Genomic DNA, 19,365 nt, shown 5'->3' on the forward strand with positions numbered 1-19,365 from the left:
CAAAAAATGTAATGGAAACCGTTTCCACCTGTAGGCTCGGGAGCCAAGCAGAGACAGCAGGTGCGAGACGGCAAGGTGGCACGACCGGGATGGGACTGAGCCTGGCGACGGCAGAGCGGTGGGTGCAGCGGTGGGAACTCCAGCAGCAGCGCTACGCCACCGACCGCGAGGAGCGCTTCACGGTTATCGCCGACATCATCGAGCACGTCACCGCCGACCACGCGGGCAGGCCCCTCGTTGTCGACGTCGGCTGTGGCCCCGGCTCACTGGCGGCCCGGCTGTCCCGGCGGCTCCCCGGTGCGGAGATCGTGGCCGTGGACCGGGACCCGCTGCTGCTGGAGCTGGCCCGGACCCATCACGCGGACGCGGCCCGCTACGTCGACGCGGAGATCGGCGAGCCGGGCTGGACCAAGACCCTGGGGCTCGACCGCCCGCTGGACGCTGCCGTATCGACGACCGCACTGCACTACCTGAGCCCGGAAGCACTGCAGCGCACCTACCGCCAGCTCGCCGCGCTCATGCGGCCCGGCGGAGTCCTCGTCAACGGCGACCACCTTCCGCATGACGACTCCCGGGTCGCCGAGGTGGCCGGGTGCGTCGGACGCCGCCGAGCCGAGCGGCAGAGGGCCTTCGCCCACGAAGACTGGGCCTCCTGGTGGACGGCCGTCGCGCAAGACCCTGAACTGGCCGACCTCCTCGCCGAACGCCGCGAGCGCGAGCCCTCGACCGCGACCACTGCCCCGGCCCCCCTTTCCCTCGCCGCACATGTCCGGTTGCTGCGGCAGGCGGGCTTCGGCCAGGCCGGGGCAGTCTGGCAGTACGGCGACAGCCACGTCCTCGTCGCGATCCGCTGACACCAGGACCAGGAAACAGTCCGCGGGGCTCGGCGACCGCCCGGTCAGGGCCCCGCCCCCGCCATTGACCCTGCGCGGATGATCCCGGCCGGTTGGCACCGGGCACCGCCGTGGTGCCATCCGTGCGTGTCGAGCGGTCAGAGTCAGGGCCGCGCCTGGCCGCTTGGTCCGGGCTGCCAGTCGTCGTCCACCGGTTCCACGCGGGCGGCACGCCCTGGGGTCAGCGCATTCGGGCCTGGTCCGTCCAGTCGGACAGTGCGGCATCCGACTGCCAAAGGCCCCCGCTTTCTACAGCCATTGCCGCCCATTGGTGCGCCCATGACCGACTATCACGGAGGATCGACGTGGCGACCAACGACCGGCGGACCCTGAAATGCATGCAGGAATCGCTATATGTTAATGTCACCATGCATTGCCCGCCGGGAGAGCAAGGGCAGTCGCAAGAACGAGCAAGGAGTTCCCATGGCCACCGCCACCGAACACCGCACCCACACGGACCACGCGCACAGCCACGGCGACGGCTGCGGCCACGTCGCCTTCCCGCACGGCGACCACACCGACTACGCCCACGACGGCCACATCCACCGGGTGCACGAGGACCACGTCGACGAGTGCACCGCCGGCGCTCACGGCGTCCACGAGAGCCATGACCACCAGCACGGCGAGGGCTGCGGCCATGTTGCCGTGCCGCACGACGACCACACCGACTACGTGCACGACGGTCACCGCCACGCCGCCCACGAAGGGCACTGGGACGACCACTGACGACCCCGCTCGACTGACACCGCACCGGGAGAGCACCATCGCAGCCGGACTGGAAATCATTGCCACATGCTAATGTATGCATATGACAACGACTTCCCCTCCCCCGATGGACGAGCCGGCACAGGACCTGCAGGCGGCCAGCGAGCTGCTGCGCGCCCTGGCCTCGCCCGTGCGTCTCGGCATCGTGCGCGAACTGTCCGGCGGAGGGAAGTACGTCCATGAGCTGGTGGCCGCCCTGGGTGTGAGTCAGCCGCTGGTCTCCCAGCACCTGAGGGTGCTGCGCACCTCCCGGATCGTCACCGCCCGGCGTCAGGCGCGCGAGACCCGGTACAGCCTGACGGACGACCACATCGCGCACATCGTGCTGGACGCCATCCGCCACGCACAGGAATAGGCGCCGCACCCGAACGTCGGCACCACCTCGACGGCCGTCCGCCCCGGACGGCCGTCGGTGTTCCCGGCTGATCCTCTGGCCTTCGCGCGGGAGAGGGCAGGCATGAGCGGCAGCGCCGTGTACCTGGACACCGTCCACGAGCGCTTCCGATGCCGCTGACCGGGCGGCGGAGAACCGCACGGGTGTGTGGGGTGGCAGCGTCCGCCATCGACGACAGCTCTGCCGCCGTGTGGTCCGGGTTCAGGATGGGGTGACGGCGAGGACACGGCCCAGTGCGCTGTCGGGGCGGGTGGTGAGTTCGTCCCAGGTGCCTTCCTCCGTGATGCGGCCGGCTTCGAGGATGGCGATGCGGTCGGCGCGGCGGATGGTGGCGGGGCGGTGGGCGATGACGATCGTGGTGCGGCTTTCCTTGCCGAGAGCGGTGGCGAGTTGGGCGTCGCCGGCGTTGTCGAGGTGGGCGGTGGTCTCGTCGAGGACGAGGACTCGGGGCTGCGCGAGCAGCGCGCGAGCGAGGGCGATCCGGGCGCGCTGGCCGCCGGAGAGGGTGGAGCCGCGCTCGCCGACAAGGGTGTCCATGGGGGCGATGCGGTCGACGCCGCACAGCCGGGCGGTTTCGGCGAGGAGGTCGTCGTCCGCCTCTGGTGCGGCGAGCCGCAGGTTGTCGGCGAGGGTGCCGTGGAAGAGGGGGGTGTCCTGGCCCACCACGGCGACGGCTCGTCGGAGTTCGGCATCGCTCAGGTCACGTACGTCGACGGGGTCGCCGTCGCCGGGTATCAGGTGGACGGTGCCCTTGGACGGGTCCCAGAAGCGGGCCAGCAGGTGGGCGCAGGTCGACTTGCCGGCCCCCGAGACACCGACCAGGGCGAGGGTCTGCCCTGCGCGGACTGTCAGTTCGACTCCGCTCAGCACAGGTTGACCGCCGTAGTCGAAGCTCACCTGGTGCATCCGGACACCCAGCGGACCGGAGGGGAGCGGGCGGGGTGAGGCGGGCGGCGGGGCGAGAGCGGGGGCCTGCACGGCCGCGCCGACGCGGGCGGCCGCGGCGCGCAGTCCCACTGCCTGGCTCAGTGCCCTGGCCGACTCGGCGACGGGGCCCAGCACCGACAGGGCCAGCGCCATCGCCGCCGGGGCCCACGCGCCGTGCAGCCGCCCGGAGGTCACGGACTGTGCCGCGGCGGCCACCACGCCGAGGACCGCGAGCACGATGAGGAGGTCGCGGACCGCGGCGGCCATGGCCTCCCAGGTGGCCTCGGCCCTCTGGGCCTCCCCCACCTGCCGGCCCTGTTCGGCGAGTTGGCGGCGCCGCTCGGCCAGCCCTCCGAAGGCGAGCAGCTCACGCAGCCCGTCGACAGTCTCCACGGTGTCGGCCGACAGCTTCGCGGCGGCCGCCCGGGTGCGGGCTCCGCGCGCCGCGCGTCCGCGCGCGTCGGCGAAGGGCGCCGCGGCGAGCAGCGCGGCGACCGGCAGCACCGCCGCCAGCAGCCATGGCTCCACCGTGGCCAGAACAGCGGCGCCGCCAGTGAACACCATGCCGGATGCGAGGAGTTGGGCGGTGGTGTGGGCGTAGAAGAACTCCAGTGCCTCGACGTCGGCCATGGCGGTGGCGGCAAGGTCCCCGCTGCGGCGGCCGGCGACGCGGGCGGGCGCGCTGCGGGCGAGCCCGTCGAAGACCCGCACGCGCAGTTCGGCCAGCACCCGGTAGGCCAGGTCGTGGCTGAGGTCCATTTCGCGCCAGGTCATCAGGGCGCGTACGAGGACGAGGACGATGAGCGCGGTGATCGTACCGGCCGAGGGGGCGCGGTCTTCGATGACGGCGCTTCCGACGGTGTGTGCGGCCAGCGTCAGCAACGTGACGAGAGAGCCCTGTTCGATGAGTGCGGCGCCGCAGGTGCGGGCCATCATGATCCGGTGCCCGGCGAGGGCGGGGAGCAGGGCGCGCAGTGAGCCGCGTGCGGGCATGTCGGCGCTACCGCGGTCGGTGGTGGTGCTCATGCGGCGAGCCCTTCCTCGTGAGCGTGGCCCGCCTTGACGAGATGGGCGTAGACGCCCCCGGCTTCGACGAGGGCGGTGTGCTCGCCGACGGCGTCCACGCGTCCGCCGTCGAGGACGACGATGCGGTCGGCGTGCCGGACGGCGGCGAGCCGGTGGGCGACCACCAGGACGGTCCGGCCGCCTGCGGCGTCGAGCAACTCGCGGACGATGTCCGCCTCGCGGCGTTCGTCGACCGCGCTGGTGGCCTCGTCGAGGACGAGCACCGGAGCGTCGGCCAGCAGGGCGCGCGCGAGGGCGAGCCGCTGGCGCTGGCCGCCTGACAGGGTGGCGCCCCGTTCGCCGAGGACGGTGGCGTAGCCGTCGGGGAGGGCGGCGATCTCGTTGTGGATGCCGGCGGTGCGTGCCGCGCGCGTCAGCTCGTCGTCCGTGGCGTCCGGCCGGGCCAGGCGCAGGTTGTCGGCGATGGTGGCGTGGAAGAGGTACGTCTCCTGGGAGACGACGGCGATGCCCTGCCGCAGCGAGTCGAGCGCGTACTCGGTCACGTCGTGTTCGTCGAGGGTGATCCGGCCGCCTTGCGGGTCGTGGTGGCGCAGGAGCAGGGCGAGGAGCGTGGACTTGCCGGCGCCGGACGGGCCGACGATCGCGGTCGTACGTCCTGCCTCGGCGGTGAAGGTGACGCCGCGGAGCGCGGGCGTCTCGGCGCCGTCATAGGTGAACTCGACGTTCTCGAAGCGCAGTTCGGGCGGGGCCGACCAGTGCGCCGGTGCCGTTCCCGTGTCGGGGACGCCGGGTTCGGCGGTGCGCAGCACCGTGAGCCCGTCGGCGGCCGACACGCCCAGGTATCCGGCGTGCCATTCGCGGGACAGGTCTCGGACCGGCCGGAAGCACTCGGAGGCCAGGAGCAGCACCAGGTAGGTGCCGGTCACCGTGGTGGATCCGGTGACGGCCGACCAGCAGGCGAGGAGCGCGGCGGCCGCGGTGCCGCCCTGGATGGCCAGGTCGGTGAGGCCGGTGTCGACGAGGGACACGCGTAGCTTGGCGACGGTGGCCCGGTGCAGCGCCGCCGACCGCTTCTCCAGCCGCTCCCGGGTACGCCCGACGGCGCCTGCGGCCCGCAGGGCGGGCATGCCCTGCAGTGCTTCGAGGTAGTCGGCGCCCAGTTGCTCGTAGGTGTCCCAGTGTTCCTTGCCCCGCTGGGCCAGGAGCCGGTCCCAGGCGCGTGGCCCGACCAGGGCGAGCAGGAGGGCGGGAACGAGGCCGAGGAGGGCGGCCGGTTCGATGGCCACCAAGGCTGCGAGCAGCAGGGGCGGCACGGTGAGGGTGATCAGGAGCTGGGGCAGGTAGCGGGAGACGTAGGCGTCGACGCCCTCCACGCCGTCGACGAGGGTGGTGCGGACGGCCCCGGCGCGGGCGGTGGTCAGGTGCGCGGGGCCCAGCCGTCCGAGGTGGGCGAGGAGTTCGTCCCGCAGAGCGACCCTGACCCTGGCCCCGGCGCGGGTGGCGGTGCGCCGTTGCCCGTTGCCGAGTCCGGCGCGTGCGGCGACGACGCCGAGCACCGCGCCGAGGACCAGCGGGAGCCGGTCCGTTTCACCGCGGGCCAGGTCGGCGAGGGCCACTGCCAGCAGTACGGCCTGCGCCAGGTGGGTGAGGGTGACGGCCGCCTGCAGGAAGGTGGCCGCGAGCAGGGGGCGCCGTGCGTGCCGTGCGGCGCGGCGCAGCTCGGGGTGGACGATCACGAGGTCTTCTCCTCGTCGGGGTGGGTGGTGCCGAGGGCCAGGCCGTGGACGATCCAGTCCCGGCCCGGTGGGGCGCCGAGGGCAGCGCCCAGGTCGGCCTGCTGCCAGGAGCCGACAGGGCGGGCGGCCAGCCCGTGCCGTACGGCGGTCAGGTGGGCGAGGTGGACGGCGAAGCCGGCCCGTAGGTGCGTTCGGCGGATCAGCGCGGCGTCGGCGTCTGCCGGGCAGCCGTACGCGATCAGGACGGCGCCCGCGTCCGCGATCCACGCCTGACCCGCGGCCCATACGGCGAGCGTCGGTCGGGCCTCCCCCGCTGCGAGCCGCCGCAGTGTGCCGTCGGGGGCCGACTCGACCAGTTCGGGCTGCGGCTCGCCGACGGCCGCGCACCAGGCGAGCTCGCCGACGGCCGCGCACCAGGCGAGCTCACCGGCGCTCGCCTGGACGGCGGTGGCGAGCACCGCACGCAGAGCGTCCCGCGATGGGGTGCCTGTGAGCGGTGGCGCGGCGCTGCGGCGGGCCAGCAGCTCGCCGGGGGCGGGCACGTCCATGGGCGGGCTCGCCCCCTCAGGCTGAGAAACCCGGCCTGCCCTCTGAGGCAGGGTGAGGTGCAGTGCGGCTGGAGGGCCTTCGCTCAGCCCGTCCAAGCGGAGTACAGGCTCTGCCATGTCCAGCGCACGGGCCGCGAGCCACAGCGCCGCGGCAACGTGCCCGGTGTCCAGCAGCATCAGCGGCCAGGCGCGGTGGCCGTAGTGGGAGACCGTGCGCCGTGGGGTGACGGACAGTTCGACGGTCGCCCCGGGCAGCGTGCCGTCGGCTTCGGGACCGAGGCGGTGCACGCGGTGGCGCAGCGGGTCGTAGCCGTAGCGCCCGGGCGGCAGCGGGCAGCCGGTGCCCACGACGAGCTCGGCGTCCACTGGGTGCAGCCCGCCGGCGGAGGGGGCGGGCCGCAGCCGCCCGGAGCCGTCCGAGGCCGCCAGGGAGAGGCGGAGCAGCCGGTCCAGGTCCAGCTGCCCCGGGGCACCCTGCGGCAGGGCGTGCGGCGGCCCCGGCCAGGCGCGGACGGCGGGACCGGCGGACGTGTCCGGGCCGGGCCGCTCGGGCGAACGGGCGCGGGCGAGGGCGGTGACGAGGTCCACGCGCTCATGCATGAGGTCCACAGGGAGGAGGTCCCTCACATGTGCGGCGGAGGAGCCAGCGTGAAGTCCTCCGGCGCGCTCGGCGCGGTCGTCCGCCAGCCGCGGGCAACGGCGGCGTCGGCCAGGCGCGGGCAGCCGAAGTAGCCGAAGGCAGCGGGGGCGTTGGGCAGGAGCCCGGAGACGAGGACCCGGGCGACGCGCAGGGACGTCTCGGCCACGTCCTCGGTGGTGAGGTCGAACGTCATGATGCGGTGGCCGCCCTCGTGAAGGGCACGTTCCAGCCGGTCCCGGCTGCCCGGCTCGACCGCGTCGATGGAGACGGTCCCGTGCGCGGGGTCGGTGAACCGCCGGGCCTCGGGCGCCATCCGTTCGTCCAGCCACACCTGGACGTGCGCACCCAGGTCCCGTACGTGCTGGAACTGTTCGCCGCACACGTCGAGATAGCGGCCGTCCTCGCGGTGGTCCAGGTACAGCCCGCGGGCGAGCAGCCCGGCCTCGACGGCCTGGAACACCCAGCCGTCGGGGTCGGTGAGACCCCGGGTGAACACCCAGGTGTGGACAGCTTCGAGGACAGCCTTGCGTGCAGCCTCGGCCGGGTCGTACTTGCAGGCGAACCCGGCGGCATACAGGCCGAGCCGGGGGTCGTGGACGAGCGCGGCCATACAGGGAGCGAACTCCGAGGGCATCTCGACGAGATGGACGTCGAGGGCGGATCCGGCAAGGTCGTCGGTGAGGCCGGGCACGCTGGCCGGGTCGATGCCGCGGGTAGGGCCGTCGAGGTGCCACCACAGTTCGAGCGCATCGCGTTCGACGATCTCCAGCAGGCCGCGCTCGGCCGCGTCGTCGAAGCCCTGCCCGGTGGCGATGCCCGCGTAGTTGAGGTGGTGGGTGCGCGGCAGCGAACGCAACTCGCCCTGGCGCCAGTTGAGGTGGGTGAGTGCGACGGGTGCCCAGACCTCGGCGGTCCGGCCCTCGGGCAGCCGTTCAATGCCACGCGTCCACAGGGACGGCGTGTCGGCGGTGTGGGGGCAGTAGGGGAACTTCTCCCGGGCGTACTGCCAGTCTGCGTAGGCCGGCAGTTCGCCCGGCCCGTACAGCCGCAGCCCCTTCTCGGCCAGTTCGGCGGCCGTGGCGCGCAGGGGGGCGTCGGGATGGCCGGGCGGCGGCACCCGGTTGCCGCAGTATCTCTCTATCCCTTCCGCTATCGCGGCTGTTCGAGCACTCTCGGGGTCGCCGAAGGTGGTGCCCAGCGACACCCGGTCGGCGGGCCACAGGCCGAGGAGGCGGGCGTCGGCGATCTCGGCGGTGAGCGCGGTGTAGCGGGGCGGTGCGCCCACGGGGTGATCGACGGGCTTGACGTCGCGGACGATGCCGCAGACGGGGTCGACGAGAGCTTCCAGCGGCAGCGCCGTCATCGCGGGATCTCCTCTGCGGGATGGGCGGGAGTGGGACGGGACAGGAGCACGGGCAGCCGGAGGGCCACGCTCCCGGCGTCGACCTCGCGCCGGGAGGGGAGCAGCCGGGTGGCCGTGATCGGGTCGTCGCCGGTGTGGGGGTTGCGGGCGTGGGCCGGGAAGTGGTGCCCGGCGATCTCCAGGCGCAGCCGGGTGCCCGCGGGCAGCCGCCGCGCGAGCCGGCCGAGCCCTACGGTGAACTCGGCTTGACTTCCTGGTGGTTCCTCGCGCCGGACGACCCCGACGGCGAGCCGCTGAGCCGGCCCCTCGGGGGTGAGTGCGACGAGGCGGACGGCCCAGTCGGCGGACGGTGTGTGGGCGGTGGCCCGCAGCCGCACCTCCGCGGGGCCGACCACGTCCAGCGGACGCGGCAGCGGCGGAGTGACCAGCAGACAGCGGTCGGGCGGACTGTTCTTGGGAACGGCCAGGTCCTCGGACGACACGGGGCGTTCGGGATCGGCCGTGAAGAAGGAGCCGTACAGCAGACGTACGTTCTGCGTGCGCGGCTCTCCCTCTGCGTCGGCGGGCATCCACAGGGTGCTGCCGCCCAGGCCCACCACGCCACGCTGCCCGGGAGCGAGGTCCCCAGCGAGAGCGCGGCGGGCCCATCGCACGTAAAGCTCACCGAGACTCACCCGGTGCGCCGGATCAGCGTCGGGTCCGGGCTCGGCGACGAGGCCGTGCCCCCAGGGTCCCAGCAGCAGCCGCGCCGACGGACCGCCCCAGCGGCGCCACAGCGTCACAGTGTCCCCGGTGAAGTGGTCGTGGTGGCCGCCCACCACGAGCAGGGGCATCCCGGCGTACTCCGCTCCCGAGAGAAGCCGGCCGCGTTCGCGGTGCCGCCACAGACCCGGCCAAGAGGGCAGGCTCCGGCCGAGCCGCTCGGGGAGGCCGGTCAGCGGGAGATGGGTGAGCAGGCCAGGGTCCGCGGCGAGGCCCTTGTCCAGGGCGTTCTCGTCGGAGTCCGGCCGGTCGCCGTGGGCCGCCCACCATCCGGCGCGGGCCAGCAGCCGTTCCACGCCGGAGGGTTCGCGGGCCGTCTCGGCAGTGCCCAGCGCGGGCACGGCGGCAATGACGGCGTCGGGCCGGGCGTCCGTGGGCGCGTCGAGCGCGAGCGCGAGGGCGCAGTGAGCGGCATAAGAGGCGCCGACGGCGACCAACCGCCCGTCGCTCCATGGCTGTCGGCGGATCCAGCGGGCGGTCGCCGCTCCGTCGGCGGTCTCGTTCTCGTACGGGTGCCACTCCCCCGGCGACGCGTGCCGCCCCCGTACGTCCTGGACCAGTGCGGCGAACCCGCGGCGGGCCCAGCCGCGCAGCTCGGCGCGGTGCCGCCTGCGGTCGTAGGGCGTGCGGATGAGGACAGCCGGGAAGGGGCCGCCGCCGTCCGGGAGGTGGATGTCGGTGGCGAGCCCTTCGACGGCCACCGTGAACGGCGTCATCCGGCCTTCTTCGGCATATGGGCGACGTCGGGCACGGGCAGCACGGGGTGCTCGGTGACGGTCAGCGTGCGCAGGTCGACGCGCCGCAGCCGGCGCCGGGTGGGGAGGCCGCCCGTGTCGGGCGCGCCGGTGATCCACCGGCTGAGGTCGTCGGCGAGCAGGGCGGCCAGCAGACCCGCAGCGGGCGCGGTGAGGTGAACGGGCGCACCGGACGTACGAGGCCCGCTCCAGTAGGCGGCCAGCTCACGGTGCGCGGGTGTGGCGGCGAGCCGGCGGGCCCGGACATGGGCCGAGGTGACGTCCCCGGGAGCGGCGGCGAGGGGCTCGACGTATGCCTGCCAACCCTCGCGGTGGCAGCGCAGCCAGGCGATACCGCGCTCGGGCAGCCGGTCGGCGGCGTCCCACAGCCCTTCGGACACGGGCCCGTCGAGGCACCACACGACGGCGGCAGGATCTCCGGCAGACAGGTCGTCAGGTGACGGTGAAGTGCTGCTGCGCACGGCCGTTCGCGGCGCGGCACCCAGGGCGCGCAGGAGCGCGGCCAGTGGTTCGGTCAGGACCGGGTCGCCCAGCAGCCGGATGTCACGGCGATCGGCGGGCCATCGCGGGCGCCGCGGTCCGTCCGCCAGGTACCCGGCGTCCTCGAAGGCCCGGACGATGCGGTCGAGTTCGCCGTGCGGCTCACCTGCGGCCGTACCGGAGAGGCGGGACAGCAGGGCGTCCTCGTCCGCGTCGCCCGTCCTGACAGTGAGGAACTCCCCCTCGTCCGTACGGACGGCGAGACCCCGCCCAGGCACGGCGACAACCTCGACACCGGGTACGAGCCGACTGCGGGACACGTCAGTCCTCCTATGGGGAAGGGGCCTTGGAAGGGCGTGGGCCCGCCCGCGAGGTGACGGACGGGCCCACGGTCGAGGGTGCGGGACCCTCGCTTACTCCTCGGTGTCCTCGAAGGGGTTCTCGACGAGGGCGTTGGAGTGCGTGGCCGAGGCGTGAGCCAGCTGACCCGGGTCGGCGATCGGCGCGAAGACCTTCTCGGTGTCCATGAACTCTCCTTCTTCATCGGGGAGATATGGCGTTCTGGTGAGCGCCACACCAGGACTCTAATGAATATGATTTTCATATTCTAGAGCGGGGAGAGGGTGATCTGGGTAACACACGGGCCAGCCCCCTTCGGGGTCCCGGCCGACCCGGCCGGCCACCCGGAGGACCTCTGCGAGCAGCCCCGGCGTGACGACCTCCTTCGGCGTGCCGTCGGCCACCACCCGGCCGTCGCGCAGCGCGACGATCCGCTCGGCGAACCGGGCGGCGTGGGCCAGGTCGTGCAGCACCATCACGACGGTGAGGCCGCGTTCCTCACGCAGCCGGACCACCGTCTGCAGCACGTCGAGCTGGTGGTGCAGGTCCAGGTAGGTGGTCGGCTCGTCCAGCAGCAGGACCCGGGTGTCCTGGGCGAGCGCCATCGCGAGCCGCACCCGCTGCCGCTCGCCCCCGGACAGCGCGTCGACATCACGCTCGGCCCACTGCTCCACACCGACGTCGCGCAGTGCGCGGCGTACGACGGGGTCATCGCCCTCGCGCAGCATGCCGAGCGGGCCGCGCGCCGCGTACCGCCCCTGCCGGACGAGCTGCCGTACGGTCATGCCGGGGACGGCCGGGGCCGACTGGTGCAGCAGCGCGACCCGTCGGGCGGTGGCGCGCCGGGACAGCCGGGCGAGGTCGTCCCCGGCGAGCAGGACGCGTCCCTCGTCCGGTTGCAGCAGCCCGGCGGCGAGCCGCAACAGGGTCGATTTCCCACAGCCGTTGAGGCCGATGAGGGCGGTCAGCTCACCCGGCTCGACGGTCATGTCGACGCCCCGCAACACGGGTTGGCCGGGGTAGCCGAAGTGGACCCCCTCGGCGCGGATCCCCACGGACTCGGTCATGCTCTGTCCTTAAGTCGGCATCAGAACGTACGGCTCGGCGCGCGTCGCACGACGAGCAGCAGCAGCGCGGCCCCGAGGCAGGCGGTGAGGGCCCCGACCGGCAGCGTGAGCCGCCCGGAGTCCAGCGCGTCCGCCAGCAGCCTCGAGGACAGCTGCGCCGCCGCGTCCGCCCCGCACACCACGGCCGCGCCCACCAGGGCGGCGCCGGGCAGGGTCACCCGCAGGTCGGCGCCGAAGACGGCCAGGGCGAGGTGCGGTACAAGCAGCCCGACGAACCCCAGCGCCCCCACGGCGGCCACCGCACCCGCTGTCAGCGCCACCGCGCACAGCAGGGCGAGCGCCCGGGCGCGGGCGGCGGACAGCCCGGCGGCGAGGGCGATGTCGTCCCCGCAGCGCAGCAGGGTCAGCGGCCCGGCCAGCAGCCATGCCGCGGCACCCCAGGCCAGCGCCCACGGCCACAGCAGGTGCCAGTGCTGCCACACCCGGCCCTCCGTGGTGCCGACGAGCCACTGCACGACGCTGCCGAGTTCGCCCGGCGCGACGAGCAGCACCATGGCGGTGAGCCCGCCGAGCACCGCCGACACCAGCACCCCGTGCACGGCGGTCTGCGCGGGGTCGCTGCGGCCGCGTCCGGCGAGCAGCCACAGCAGCGCGGCCCCGGCGCAGCCGCCCACGCACGCGGCGACGACCACGGCGAGGGGCGATTCCCATCCCGCGAGTCCGAGGCCGGTCGCGGCGACGGCACCGAGCACCGCGCCCGGCGTCACACCCGTCACCTCGGGTCCGGCCAGCGGGTTGCGCAGCGCCGACTGCAGGACCAGGCCCGCCACACCGAGGCACGCCCCCGCACCGAGGGCCACCAGGAGGCGGGGCAGCCGTAGTTGGAACAGGATGTGCCGTTCCGTCGTATCGCCGCCCCCGCCGAGGACGTCCCAGACCACGGCTGGGGACATGCCGCGCCCGGCCACCAGTTCGACACCGGCGCATACGACGGTGAGTGCGGCGAGTACCGCGAAACGCCGGCTCACCGGACTTCCTCCGCTCCGGTCGCCTCACCGCGTGAAGCGGAAACACCGGAAGGGCCGTCGCTCCCGGGAGCCGCTCGACGGACACATTCTCGGGCCCCCGTGGAAGGCTCCTCCTTCTCCGAAGGGCCGGCGGGCACGGCTTGGGCACCTTGCGGCACCGAGCCCGCGGCAACGGTGCCCGCCGCTCGGCGCCGGGCCGCCGGCCTGCGGCTGCCCGACCGGAGCAGGGCGACCCCGGCGGGCACACCGACCAGAGCCGTCCACGCGCCGACCGGCGTCTCCACGGGCGCCAGCGCAAGGCGGGCCGGGACATCGGCGACGGCCACGACGACGGCGCCCCACGCAGCAGACCAGGGCAGCCAGCGCACCGCGTCCGCCGCGGGATTGAACCACCGCGCCAGGTGCGGAGCGAGGAAACCGACCCATGCCACCGGCCCGCACACGGCCGTCACGGGCGCGATCAGCACGACGGCGATGGCCAGCGCGGCCAGCCGGGCCCGCTGCGCGCGCACACCCAGTGCCTCGGCGTCCTCGTCCCCGAGCCGCAGCACCGAGAGCACCGGCGCGCACAGCACGAGCGCGGGGACCGCGACGAGCAGCCACGGCCACAGCCCGGTGACGTCGTCCCAGGTGCGGGCAGAGAGCGAGCCGAGCAGGTAGCGGTAGATCAGCTGGAGGTCGAGCTGGTCGGCCATCACCATCAGCACCAGCAGCGCGGCCTGCAACGCGGCGGCGACCGCGGCGCCGGTGAGCAGCACAGCGGACGGACTGCGCCCCAGCCCCGCGGCGAGCAGCGTGAGCCCGCCCCCGAGCCCGGCCCCGCCGATGGCCAGCAGGGGCTGGACAGCAGCAGGGAGGGACACCGACAGCACCAGCGGCGCGGCCACCCCGAGCGCGGCCCCGGACGACACACCCAGCATCTCGGGGACGGCCAAGGGGTTGCGCAGCGCCTCCTGCAGCACGAGCCCCGCCGCACCGAGACACGCCCCGGCGACAACCGCCAGAACCAGCCGGGGCACGCGCAGCTCGGTGACGACGATCCCGGCGAGCGTGCTGTCCGCGTCCATCAGCGCACCGGGCAGCCGGTGCAGCGGGACATAGGGCGTACCCAGGCTCAGCGCGCAAGCCGAGGCGGCTACCAGCAGCGCGACCAAGACGGGCAGTTGCCATCCTCCTGCGAAGCGCACCGACCGCTGTGGGCCCGATGTTGTGTCACCTGCTGCGGTGTGCGTCGCGACGGGCGCGCTCACCGCAGTGCGGCCGTGGCCTCATCGAGGATGATGCCCAGCGAACGAGTACCGCGCCCCTTGGCCCACACCTCGGAGTTCACCTCGTGGACGCCGCCGTTCTTCACAGCCGGGAGCTTGCCCCACAGGGGGTTCTTCGCCAGCTTCTCCGACAGCTTGCCGTCCGCCTCGCCGAAGCTCAGTGTCTCGACGAACAGCACGTCGACGTCCGCCGCGAGGATCTCTTCGAGGCTGTAACTGCCCTCCACGCCACGGGACTTCCAGGGGTAGTCGGCGAGCTTCGGGAACAGGCTGGCGCCCACGTCCGTCTCCGGGGTGGCGACGCCGAAGTTCTCGTCACTGCCGTAGATGATGAGCGCGGTCTTGTCGCTCCTGCTCTTCTCGGCCTCGGCGAGCTTGGTGCGGAACGTCTTCTCGGCCTTCTCACCCTCGGCGGTACGGCCGGTGAGCGCGGCGACATCACGCAGGTAGCCCACGCTGTCCTCCCACGTCTCGGGCTGCATGGGCCAGAAGGTGGTGGCGTCCTTCAGGGCCGGGGCGAGCTTGCCGTGGGTGTCCTCCAGGCCGATCACGAGGTCGGGCTTGTGGGAGAGGATCGCCTCCACCTCGGGAGCAATGAAGCCTCCGGGAATGATGTCGACCTTCTTCGCCTTCTCCTCACCCAGGAATTCGGGGTGGGCGAGGAGTGCGCTGTTCGTGGCCGTGGGGACGATGCCCAGCTCGGTCAGGATGTCGTCGCAGAGCGCGAACAGGCAGACGATGCGCTCGGGTTCCTTCTCGAGGGAGACCTTGACGCCGCCCGCGTCGGTCAACGCCCGTGTCGCCTTGATGCGTTCGACGGTGACGTCGGTCTTCGGGCCGGCCGCGGCGGCCTTCTCGCTCGCCGGTTCGGTGGATGAGCCGCACCCGACCAGCACCGAGCCCACCAGCGCTGCGGTGATCCAGCTTCGGACGAATCTCGACGGTGAGCGCAGCATCGATGCCCTCGCTTCTTCTCAGGAACCCGGAACACCCCGAAGATACATGATAATCGTTTTCAACAGGACCTGTTTTTCATGGAGGCATCGATGACAGCCGCCCTTGCTCTGCTGCTCGTCTCCGACCACGTGGAGGGATCCATCCACGTACTGACCGTGCCGGACGGCACCGAGACGGACCGCCTCACCGGCCGTCACCTCTCGGAGCACGCCGGGTTCCTGGCGTTGCCGGACGGGCGAGTGGCCTGCGTCGACGACCGCAGGGGCGAGTTGCTGGTGCTCGACCCCTTCGGCGATGAGCTGGTGGAGTCCGCGATCCCGGTCGCCGTGCCGGCCGAGCACCTGGCCTGCGACCCGTCCGGCCGGTGGGCGGCCGTCACGACGGGCCTGGGCGAGAACGGCGAGCCGTGGTCGGACCTGCTGACGGTCGTCGACCTCACGACGGAAGACGCGGCCCGGGTACGCACACGCGTCGGCGAACCGGGTGTGACGGTTCTGGGCAACGGTGATCCGCTGGTCGTCCTACGGCACCGGGAGCCCGGCACGCTGGCCGCCCACCGGTTCGCCGACCTGCTCGCGGCACCGCCCGGCTGCCCTGCGGTCACGCCGCACACCCACCTTCCGCTGCCGGACGACGGACACGGGGACGCTCAAGACCCGTCCTCCGGCCACGTGTTCGCTGCCACGGGCGACGGCGTACACCGGGCACGCCGCGAGGGAGACACACTCGTCCCGGAGCAGACGATTCCCTGGGATTCGCCCGCTCGGGGCTGGTACCTGCGGCTCGACCCTCGGCGACGGGCGCTGTGGTCGACACTGCGGGGCGGCCCCGCAGACCCGCTGCGGTGGCCGGAATGGAGCAACCAGGCATGGCACCACGACCTGGAGACGAACCGCACCACTCTGACAGAGCTCGGCCCCGGCCTGGTCTTCCGGCTGGCCCTCGCCCAACACCACACCGCGTTCACTCGCATCCACCCGGACGGCGACGAACTGATCCTCCTGGACGCCGCCGACACCGCCCGCCGCGTCCCGCTTCCCGCCATGGACGGCGCACCCCGCCGCGGCGGCACCCCTTGGGAGGGCGTCCAACGCCGTGCGGTGGCCGCCTCACCGGGCTCCGACTGGGTCGCCGTCACCCGCGGCGGCCACGGTGAAGCCCACATCTTCGACGCTCGAACCGGCAGCGAAGCAGCCCGATTGAAGCTGGACACGCCCCTGCGCCACGGCGGCCACGCGATGCTGCGTACGCAGACCGACGGCGCCGAAGGCGATCCCGTGGGCCGCTGACAGCCGGGCCGCGCCTCGCAGCCGGCGCAGGGCAGGCGGTCTCGGCCTGAGCCAAGCTCTTACAATGGGATCCATTTTCATATAGCGTCAAAGGCTCCCACCGGATGGGGAGGCAGTCATGGCAGAGCGCACCGCGCGCCTGGGCACGGTCCAGGAAACGCTTCTCATCCCCCTGTACGGCCGGGCGGTGGAGAACCGTCAGCGGGACGCCGCCCTGCGCGACCCTCGGGCCGAGGAGATCGCGGCGTCGATCGACTACGACTTCACCCGCTTCGACAACCTGCCCAGCCTGATCGGCACCGTCCTGCGTACGAGCCTGTTCGACCGATGGGTGGCGGACTTCCTCGCCACCCATCCCACCGGCACCGTGGTGGAGATCGGCACCGGGCTCAACACCCGCTACGAACGCGTCGACAACGGCCAGGCACACTGGTTCGACCTCGACCTGCACGACGTGATCGAGCTGCGCCGCGCCTTCTTCGAGAACATCCCGCGCCGGACGATGATCGCCGCGTCGGTGACCGACGGGACATGGACCGCGGCAGTGGCCTCGCAGGCCGGCGGCCCGTACTTCTTCGCCGCCGAAGCCGTTCTGCCCTTCCTGGCGGACGCAGACGTACGGCACGTCGTGGACCTGCTCGCGGACCGCTTCCCCGGCTCCCTGCTCGCCCTGGACACCGCCGGCCCCGGAATCATCGACACCCAGGACCAGCACGACGCACTCAGCAAGGTCGACGCCCGCATGCGGTGGGCCTGCGCCGACCCGGCCGAGATCACCTCGTGGCGCCCCGGGGCACAGCTGCTCGCCTCCCACACCCTCACCAGCCTGCCCCCGAAGATGCACGCCGAACTCCCCAGTCCATACCAGGAGATGCTCGCGAGCCTCGCCACGCAGCAGCTGGTGCAGGTCGAGGAGTATCGACTCAACCTGGTCCGGCTGCCCTGACAACCCTGAGCCCGCCGCCGCATCGACGTCGAGGGCGATGAGTTGAGGTGGGCTACATGCTGCGGCGCGGGGGCCGCCCGCAGCCGGTCGGGCAGCGTGCCGTCATCCGGCATCCCAGCCCGCAGCCACACCCCGACCGCCTCGGCATCGGCCTCGGTGACGAGCGGACCAAGGCGTACGACGGGCGCACTGGGCCTACGGTCCGCCGCGCACGGCTGCACGGCGGCATACAGCCCGCGCCGCTGACGGCAGTGCAGGACCTTGTCCGCCCGGCACCGTGGTCGACTGAGGGGCGAGATCAGGTTCGCCGACGCGACCACCCTGACATTGGCTCTCACGGCCTGAGTTGCCCTGACCCGTCCAGCGGGATGCGGTACCGGCCTCACGGAAGACCGCCATCCGGGTTGCTCTCGCCTGATGGTCAGCCAGGCTCAGCAGCGGTTCGTGCGGCTCCCCACTGCCGGGTCCGGTAGGTGCCCGTCAGTCTGCACACGAGGTAGATCGTGAACGAGATCGTGGTGACGTACGGGCTGATGGGGATGCTGCTGCCCAGGGCCAGCAGGATGCCGCCCTCGATGGAGGCCACCGCGAACACCACGCTCAGTACGGGCAGCAGCACCGGTGAGGCCGTGATCCGAGCCGCGGCGGCCGCGGGTGTGACGACGAGAGTGAGCACCAGCAGCGCACCGACGATCTGCACGGACAGGGCGACCGCGAGCCCCAGCACGATCATGAAGGCGAACGACAGTGGGTGGACCGGCACGCCCCGTGCCTCGGCCACCTCCGGGTCGGCGCTGGCGAAGGCGAGCGGTCGCCACATGATCGCCAGTGCTACGAGCACCACGGCAGAGGTGCCGATCAGCCAGGACATCTGTGGGGTGTCGACGGCGACGATCTGCCCGGTGAGGATGCCGAACTTGTTCGCCGCGCGGCCCTTGTACAGGGCGAGGAAGAGCACGCCGAGCCCGAGGCCGAAGGGCATGATGGTGCCGATCACCGAGTTGCGGTCCCGGGCGCGGGAGCCGAGCACGCCGATCGTCCCGGCCGCGATCAGCGACCCGACGATCGAGCCGGCCACGATGTTCATCCCCAGCAGCAGCGCGGCCGAGGCGCCGGCGAACGACAACTCGCTGATCCCGTGCACCGCGAACGGCAGGTCCCGCATGATGACGAAGACGCCCACCAGGCCGCCGACCAGGCCGAGCGCGACGCCGGCGATGAGGGAGTTGCGGACGAGGGCGAGGAGTTCGCCGTAGTTGTCGAAGTTGAAGATCTGCTGCCAGATCCCGTCGGCGATCGTCATGGCCGTACTCCGTGCGGCAGTTCGGGGTGGTGCGGCGGCTCGGCCACCTCGTCGGGCACGCCCACGACCGTGATCCGGTCCCGGACGCGGATGACGTCGACCTGCGTGCCGTACAGCCGCGACAGCGCCTCGGAGGTCAGTACTTCGTCGGGTGCGCCGGCCCGGAAGCCGCCGCGGGCGAGGTACAGCACACGGTCCACCAGGCCCAGGACGGGGTTGATCTCGTGGGTCACGAAGACCACCGTCGTGCCGTGGGAGCGGCGGCGGGCGTCGACCAGTTCCGTGACGGCCCGCTGATGATGCAGGTCGAGGGAGAGCAGCGGTTCGTCGCACAGCAGGATCCGCGGGTCGGTCGCCAGCGCCTGCCCGATACGTACGCGCTGCCGCTCCCCGCCGGAGAGCAGGCCGACGGGTACGTCCGCATACGAAGCTGCCCCGACCGCCTCAAGGACCTCGTCCACGCGGCGGCGGACGGCGCCCGTGCGCAGCCGGGGTCCAAAGCCGTGCCCGTCGATGCCGAAGCGGACCAGGTCCCGGGCGCGCAGCATCGCGTGCGCGGACAGTGTCGCCTGCTGCGGGACGTAGCCGATGTGCCGACTGCCCTTGCGGGGCGGGCGGCCCAGGACCGTCAACGTGCCGGCGGACAACTGCCGCTGGCCCAGCAGGGCGCGTACGAAGCTGGTCTTGCCCGACCCGTTGGGCCCGAGCACGGCCAGGAACTCCCCCGGCCGTACGTCGAGATCGAGGTCCTGCCACAGCACGCGCTCGCCGTAGGACAGGGCCGCGCCGCGCAGGCTGATCACCGCGGCGTCCGCGCCACGGTCCGGGTCCTCGGTCCTGCCCTCGCGGGCACGGGGCAAGGAGGCCACGGCGGGCCGC

At 72.9% G+C, this 19,365-nt stretch carries 18 protein-coding genes; 5 read left to right on the forward strand and 13 right to left on the reverse strand.

Annotated features, from left to right (window positions below; translation table 11 throughout):
- Positions 1–89: 89 nt before the first annotated feature.
- From IE263_RS12995 to IE263_RS13005, 3 genes are all read left to right on the forward strand, one after another.
- Positions 90–854, forward strand: a complete 765-nt coding sequence (locus IE263_RS12995) for a class I SAM-dependent methyltransferase (protein ID WP_189935623.1) — start codon at positions 90–92, stop codon at positions 852–854.
- Positions 855–1,316: 462 nt separating this feature from the next.
- Complete coding sequence (locus IE263_RS13000; protein ID WP_189935625.1) at positions 1,317–1,619, forward strand: hypothetical protein; 303 nt, start codon at positions 1,317–1,319, stop codon at positions 1,617–1,619.
- 82 nt (positions 1,620–1,701) lie between these two features.
- Entirely contained in the window at positions 1,702–2,013 is a 312-nt protein-coding gene (locus IE263_RS13005; RefSeq protein WP_189935627.1) for an ArsR/SmtB family transcription factor, read from the forward strand.
- Positions 2,014–2,253: 240 nt separating this feature from the next.
- On the opposite strand, the gene IE263_RS13010 is transcribed toward IE263_RS13005, so the two are convergent.
- The 11 genes from IE263_RS13010 to IE263_RS13055 form a co-directional block, all read right to left on the reverse strand.
- Positions 2,254–4,005, reverse strand: coding sequence for an ABC transporter ATP-binding protein (locus IE263_RS13010; RefSeq protein ID WP_189935629.1), 1,752 nt, complete (start codon positions 4,003–4,005; stop codon positions 2,254–2,256).
- Entirely contained in the window at positions 4,002–5,741 is a 1,740-nt protein-coding gene (locus tag IE263_RS13015) for an ABC transporter ATP-binding protein/permease (RefSeq protein WP_189935631.1), read from the reverse strand. The genes IE263_RS13010 and IE263_RS13015 overlap by 4 nt, the downstream gene beginning before the upstream one ends.
- Complete coding sequence (locus IE263_RS13020; protein WP_189936272.1) at positions 5,738–6,889, reverse strand: nitroreductase family protein; 1,152 nt, start codon at positions 6,887–6,889, stop codon at positions 5,738–5,740. The genes IE263_RS13015 and IE263_RS13020 overlap by 4 nt, the downstream gene beginning before the upstream one ends.
- Positions 6,890–6,912: 23 nt before the next feature.
- Positions 6,913–8,292, reverse strand: coding sequence for a YcaO-like family protein (locus tag IE263_RS13025; RefSeq protein WP_189935633.1), 1,380 nt, complete (start codon positions 8,290–8,292; stop codon positions 6,913–6,915).
- Positions 8,289–9,770, reverse strand: a complete 1,482-nt coding sequence (locus IE263_RS13030) for a CocE/NonD family hydrolase (protein WP_189935635.1) — start codon at positions 9,768–9,770, stop codon at positions 8,289–8,291. Before IE263_RS13030 ends, IE263_RS13025 begins: the two co-directional genes overlap by 4 nt.
- Entirely contained in the window at positions 9,767–10,609 is an 843-nt protein-coding gene (locus IE263_RS13035; RefSeq protein ID WP_189935637.1) for a hypothetical protein, read from the reverse strand. Before IE263_RS13035 ends, IE263_RS13030 begins: the two co-directional genes overlap by 4 nt.
- A 93-nt stretch (positions 10,610–10,702) precedes the next feature.
- Positions 10,703–10,816 carry a streptamidine family RiPP gene (gene amiA / locus IE263_RS49490; RefSeq protein WP_268256018.1) on the reverse strand — a complete coding sequence of 38 codons (114 nt, stop codon included), beginning with the start codon at positions 10,814–10,816 and terminating at the stop codon, positions 10,703–10,705.
- Between the two features lie 57 nt (positions 10,817–10,873).
- The gene (locus IE263_RS13040) at positions 10,874–11,695 is read right to left on the reverse strand and encodes an ABC transporter ATP-binding protein (protein ID WP_189935639.1); all 822 of its coding nucleotides are present in this window, start codon (positions 11,693–11,695) and stop codon (positions 10,874–10,876) included.
- Between the two features lie 20 nt (positions 11,696–11,715).
- Positions 11,716–12,723 carry a FecCD family ABC transporter permease gene (locus IE263_RS13045; protein ID WP_189935641.1) on the reverse strand — a complete coding sequence of 336 codons (1,008 nt, stop codon included), beginning with the start codon at positions 12,721–12,723 and terminating at the stop codon, positions 11,716–11,718.
- Positions 12,720–13,877 carry a FecCD family ABC transporter permease gene (locus IE263_RS13050; protein WP_229910952.1) on the reverse strand — a complete coding sequence of 386 codons (1,158 nt, stop codon included), beginning with the start codon at positions 13,875–13,877 and terminating at the stop codon, positions 12,720–12,722. Before IE263_RS13050 ends, IE263_RS13045 begins: the two co-directional genes overlap by 4 nt.
- 92 nt (positions 13,878–13,969) lie before the next feature.
- Entirely contained in the window at positions 13,970–14,947 is a 978-nt protein-coding gene (locus IE263_RS13055) for an ABC transporter substrate-binding protein (protein ID WP_189935643.1), read from the reverse strand.
- Positions 14,948–15,037: 90 nt separating this feature from the next.
- Here IE263_RS13055 and IE263_RS13060 point away from each other — a divergent pair, with 90 nt between their 5' ends.
- Complete coding sequence (locus tag IE263_RS13060; protein WP_189935645.1) at positions 15,038–16,237, forward strand: hypothetical protein; 1,200 nt, start codon at positions 15,038–15,040, stop codon at positions 16,235–16,237.
- 118 nt (positions 16,238–16,355) lie between these two features.
- Positions 16,356–17,183, forward strand: coding sequence for a class I SAM-dependent methyltransferase (locus IE263_RS13065; protein WP_189935647.1), 828 nt, complete (start codon positions 16,356–16,358; stop codon positions 17,181–17,183).
- Positions 17,184–17,604: 421 nt separating this feature from the next.
- Here IE263_RS13065 and IE263_RS13070 read toward each other — a convergent pair whose 3' ends face one another.
- Both IE263_RS13070 and IE263_RS13075 read right to left on the reverse strand, forming a co-directional pair.
- Positions 17,605–18,486, reverse strand: coding sequence for a metal ABC transporter permease (locus IE263_RS13070; protein WP_189935648.1), 882 nt, complete (start codon positions 18,484–18,486; stop codon positions 17,605–17,607).
- On the reverse strand, positions 18,483–19,346 hold the full coding sequence (locus IE263_RS13075) for a metal ABC transporter ATP-binding protein (RefSeq protein ID WP_373311977.1): 864 nt from the start codon (positions 19,344–19,346) through the stop codon (positions 18,483–18,485). The genes IE263_RS13070 and IE263_RS13075 overlap by 4 nt, the downstream gene beginning before the upstream one ends.
- Between the last annotated feature and the right edge of the window lie 19 nt (positions 19,347–19,365).

The sequence above is a fragment of the Streptomyces aurantiogriseus genome, assembly GCF_014649375.1.
GTDB classification, from domain to species: Bacteria; Actinomycetota; Actinomycetes; order Streptomycetales; family Streptomycetaceae; genus Streptomyces; species Streptomyces aurantiogriseus.

What these genes read in the sequence shown, in the direction of transcription:
- IE263_RS12995 (WP_189935623.1), top strand. Translation starts at nt 90, where the DNA reads ATGGGACTGAGCCTGGCGACGGCAGAGCGGTGGGTGCAGCGGTGGGAA.
- IE263_RS13005 (WP_189935627.1), top strand. Translation starts at nt 1,702, where the DNA reads ATGACAACGACTTCCCCTCCCCCGATGGACGAGCCGGCACAGGACCTG.
- IE263_RS13000 (WP_189935625.1), top strand. Translation starts at nt 1,317, where the DNA reads ATGGCCACCGCCACCGAACACCGCACCCACACGGACCACGCGCACAGC.
- IE263_RS13070 (WP_189935648.1), bottom strand. Translation starts at nt 18,486, where the DNA reads ATGACGATCGCCGACGGGATCTGGCAGCAGATCTTCAACTTCGACAAC.
- amiA (WP_268256018.1), bottom strand. Translation starts at nt 10,816, where the DNA reads ATGGACACCGAGAAGGTCTTCGCGCCGATCGCCGACCCGGGTCAGCTG.
- IE263_RS13060 (WP_189935645.1), top strand. Translation starts at nt 15,038, where the DNA reads ATGACAGCCGCCCTTGCTCTGCTGCTCGTCTCCGACCACGTGGAGGGA.
- IE263_RS13055 (WP_189935643.1), bottom strand. Translation starts at nt 14,947, where the DNA reads ATGCTGCGCTCACCGTCGAGATTCGTCCGAAGCTGGATCACCGCAGCG.
- IE263_RS13025 (WP_189935633.1), bottom strand. Translation starts at nt 8,292, where the DNA reads ATGACGGCGCTGCCGCTGGAAGCTCTCGTCGACCCCGTCTGCGGCATC.
- IE263_RS13065 (WP_189935647.1), top strand. Translation starts at nt 16,356, where the DNA reads ATGGCAGAGCGCACCGCGCGCCTGGGCACGGTCCAGGAAACGCTTCTC.
- IE263_RS13020 (WP_189936272.1), bottom strand. Translation starts at nt 6,889, where the DNA reads ATGCATGAGCGCGTGGACCTCGTCACCGCCCTCGCCCGCGCCCGTTCG.
- IE263_RS13030 (WP_189935635.1), bottom strand. Translation starts at nt 9,770, where the DNA reads ATGACGCCGTTCACGGTGGCCGTCGAAGGGCTCGCCACCGACATCCAC.
- IE263_RS13040 (WP_189935639.1), bottom strand. Translation starts at nt 11,695, where the DNA reads ATGACCGAGTCCGTGGGGATCCGCGCCGAGGGGGTCCACTTCGGCTAC.
- IE263_RS13010 (WP_189935629.1), bottom strand. Translation starts at nt 4,005, where the DNA reads ATGAGCACCACCACCGACCGCGGTAGCGCCGACATGCCCGCACGCGGC.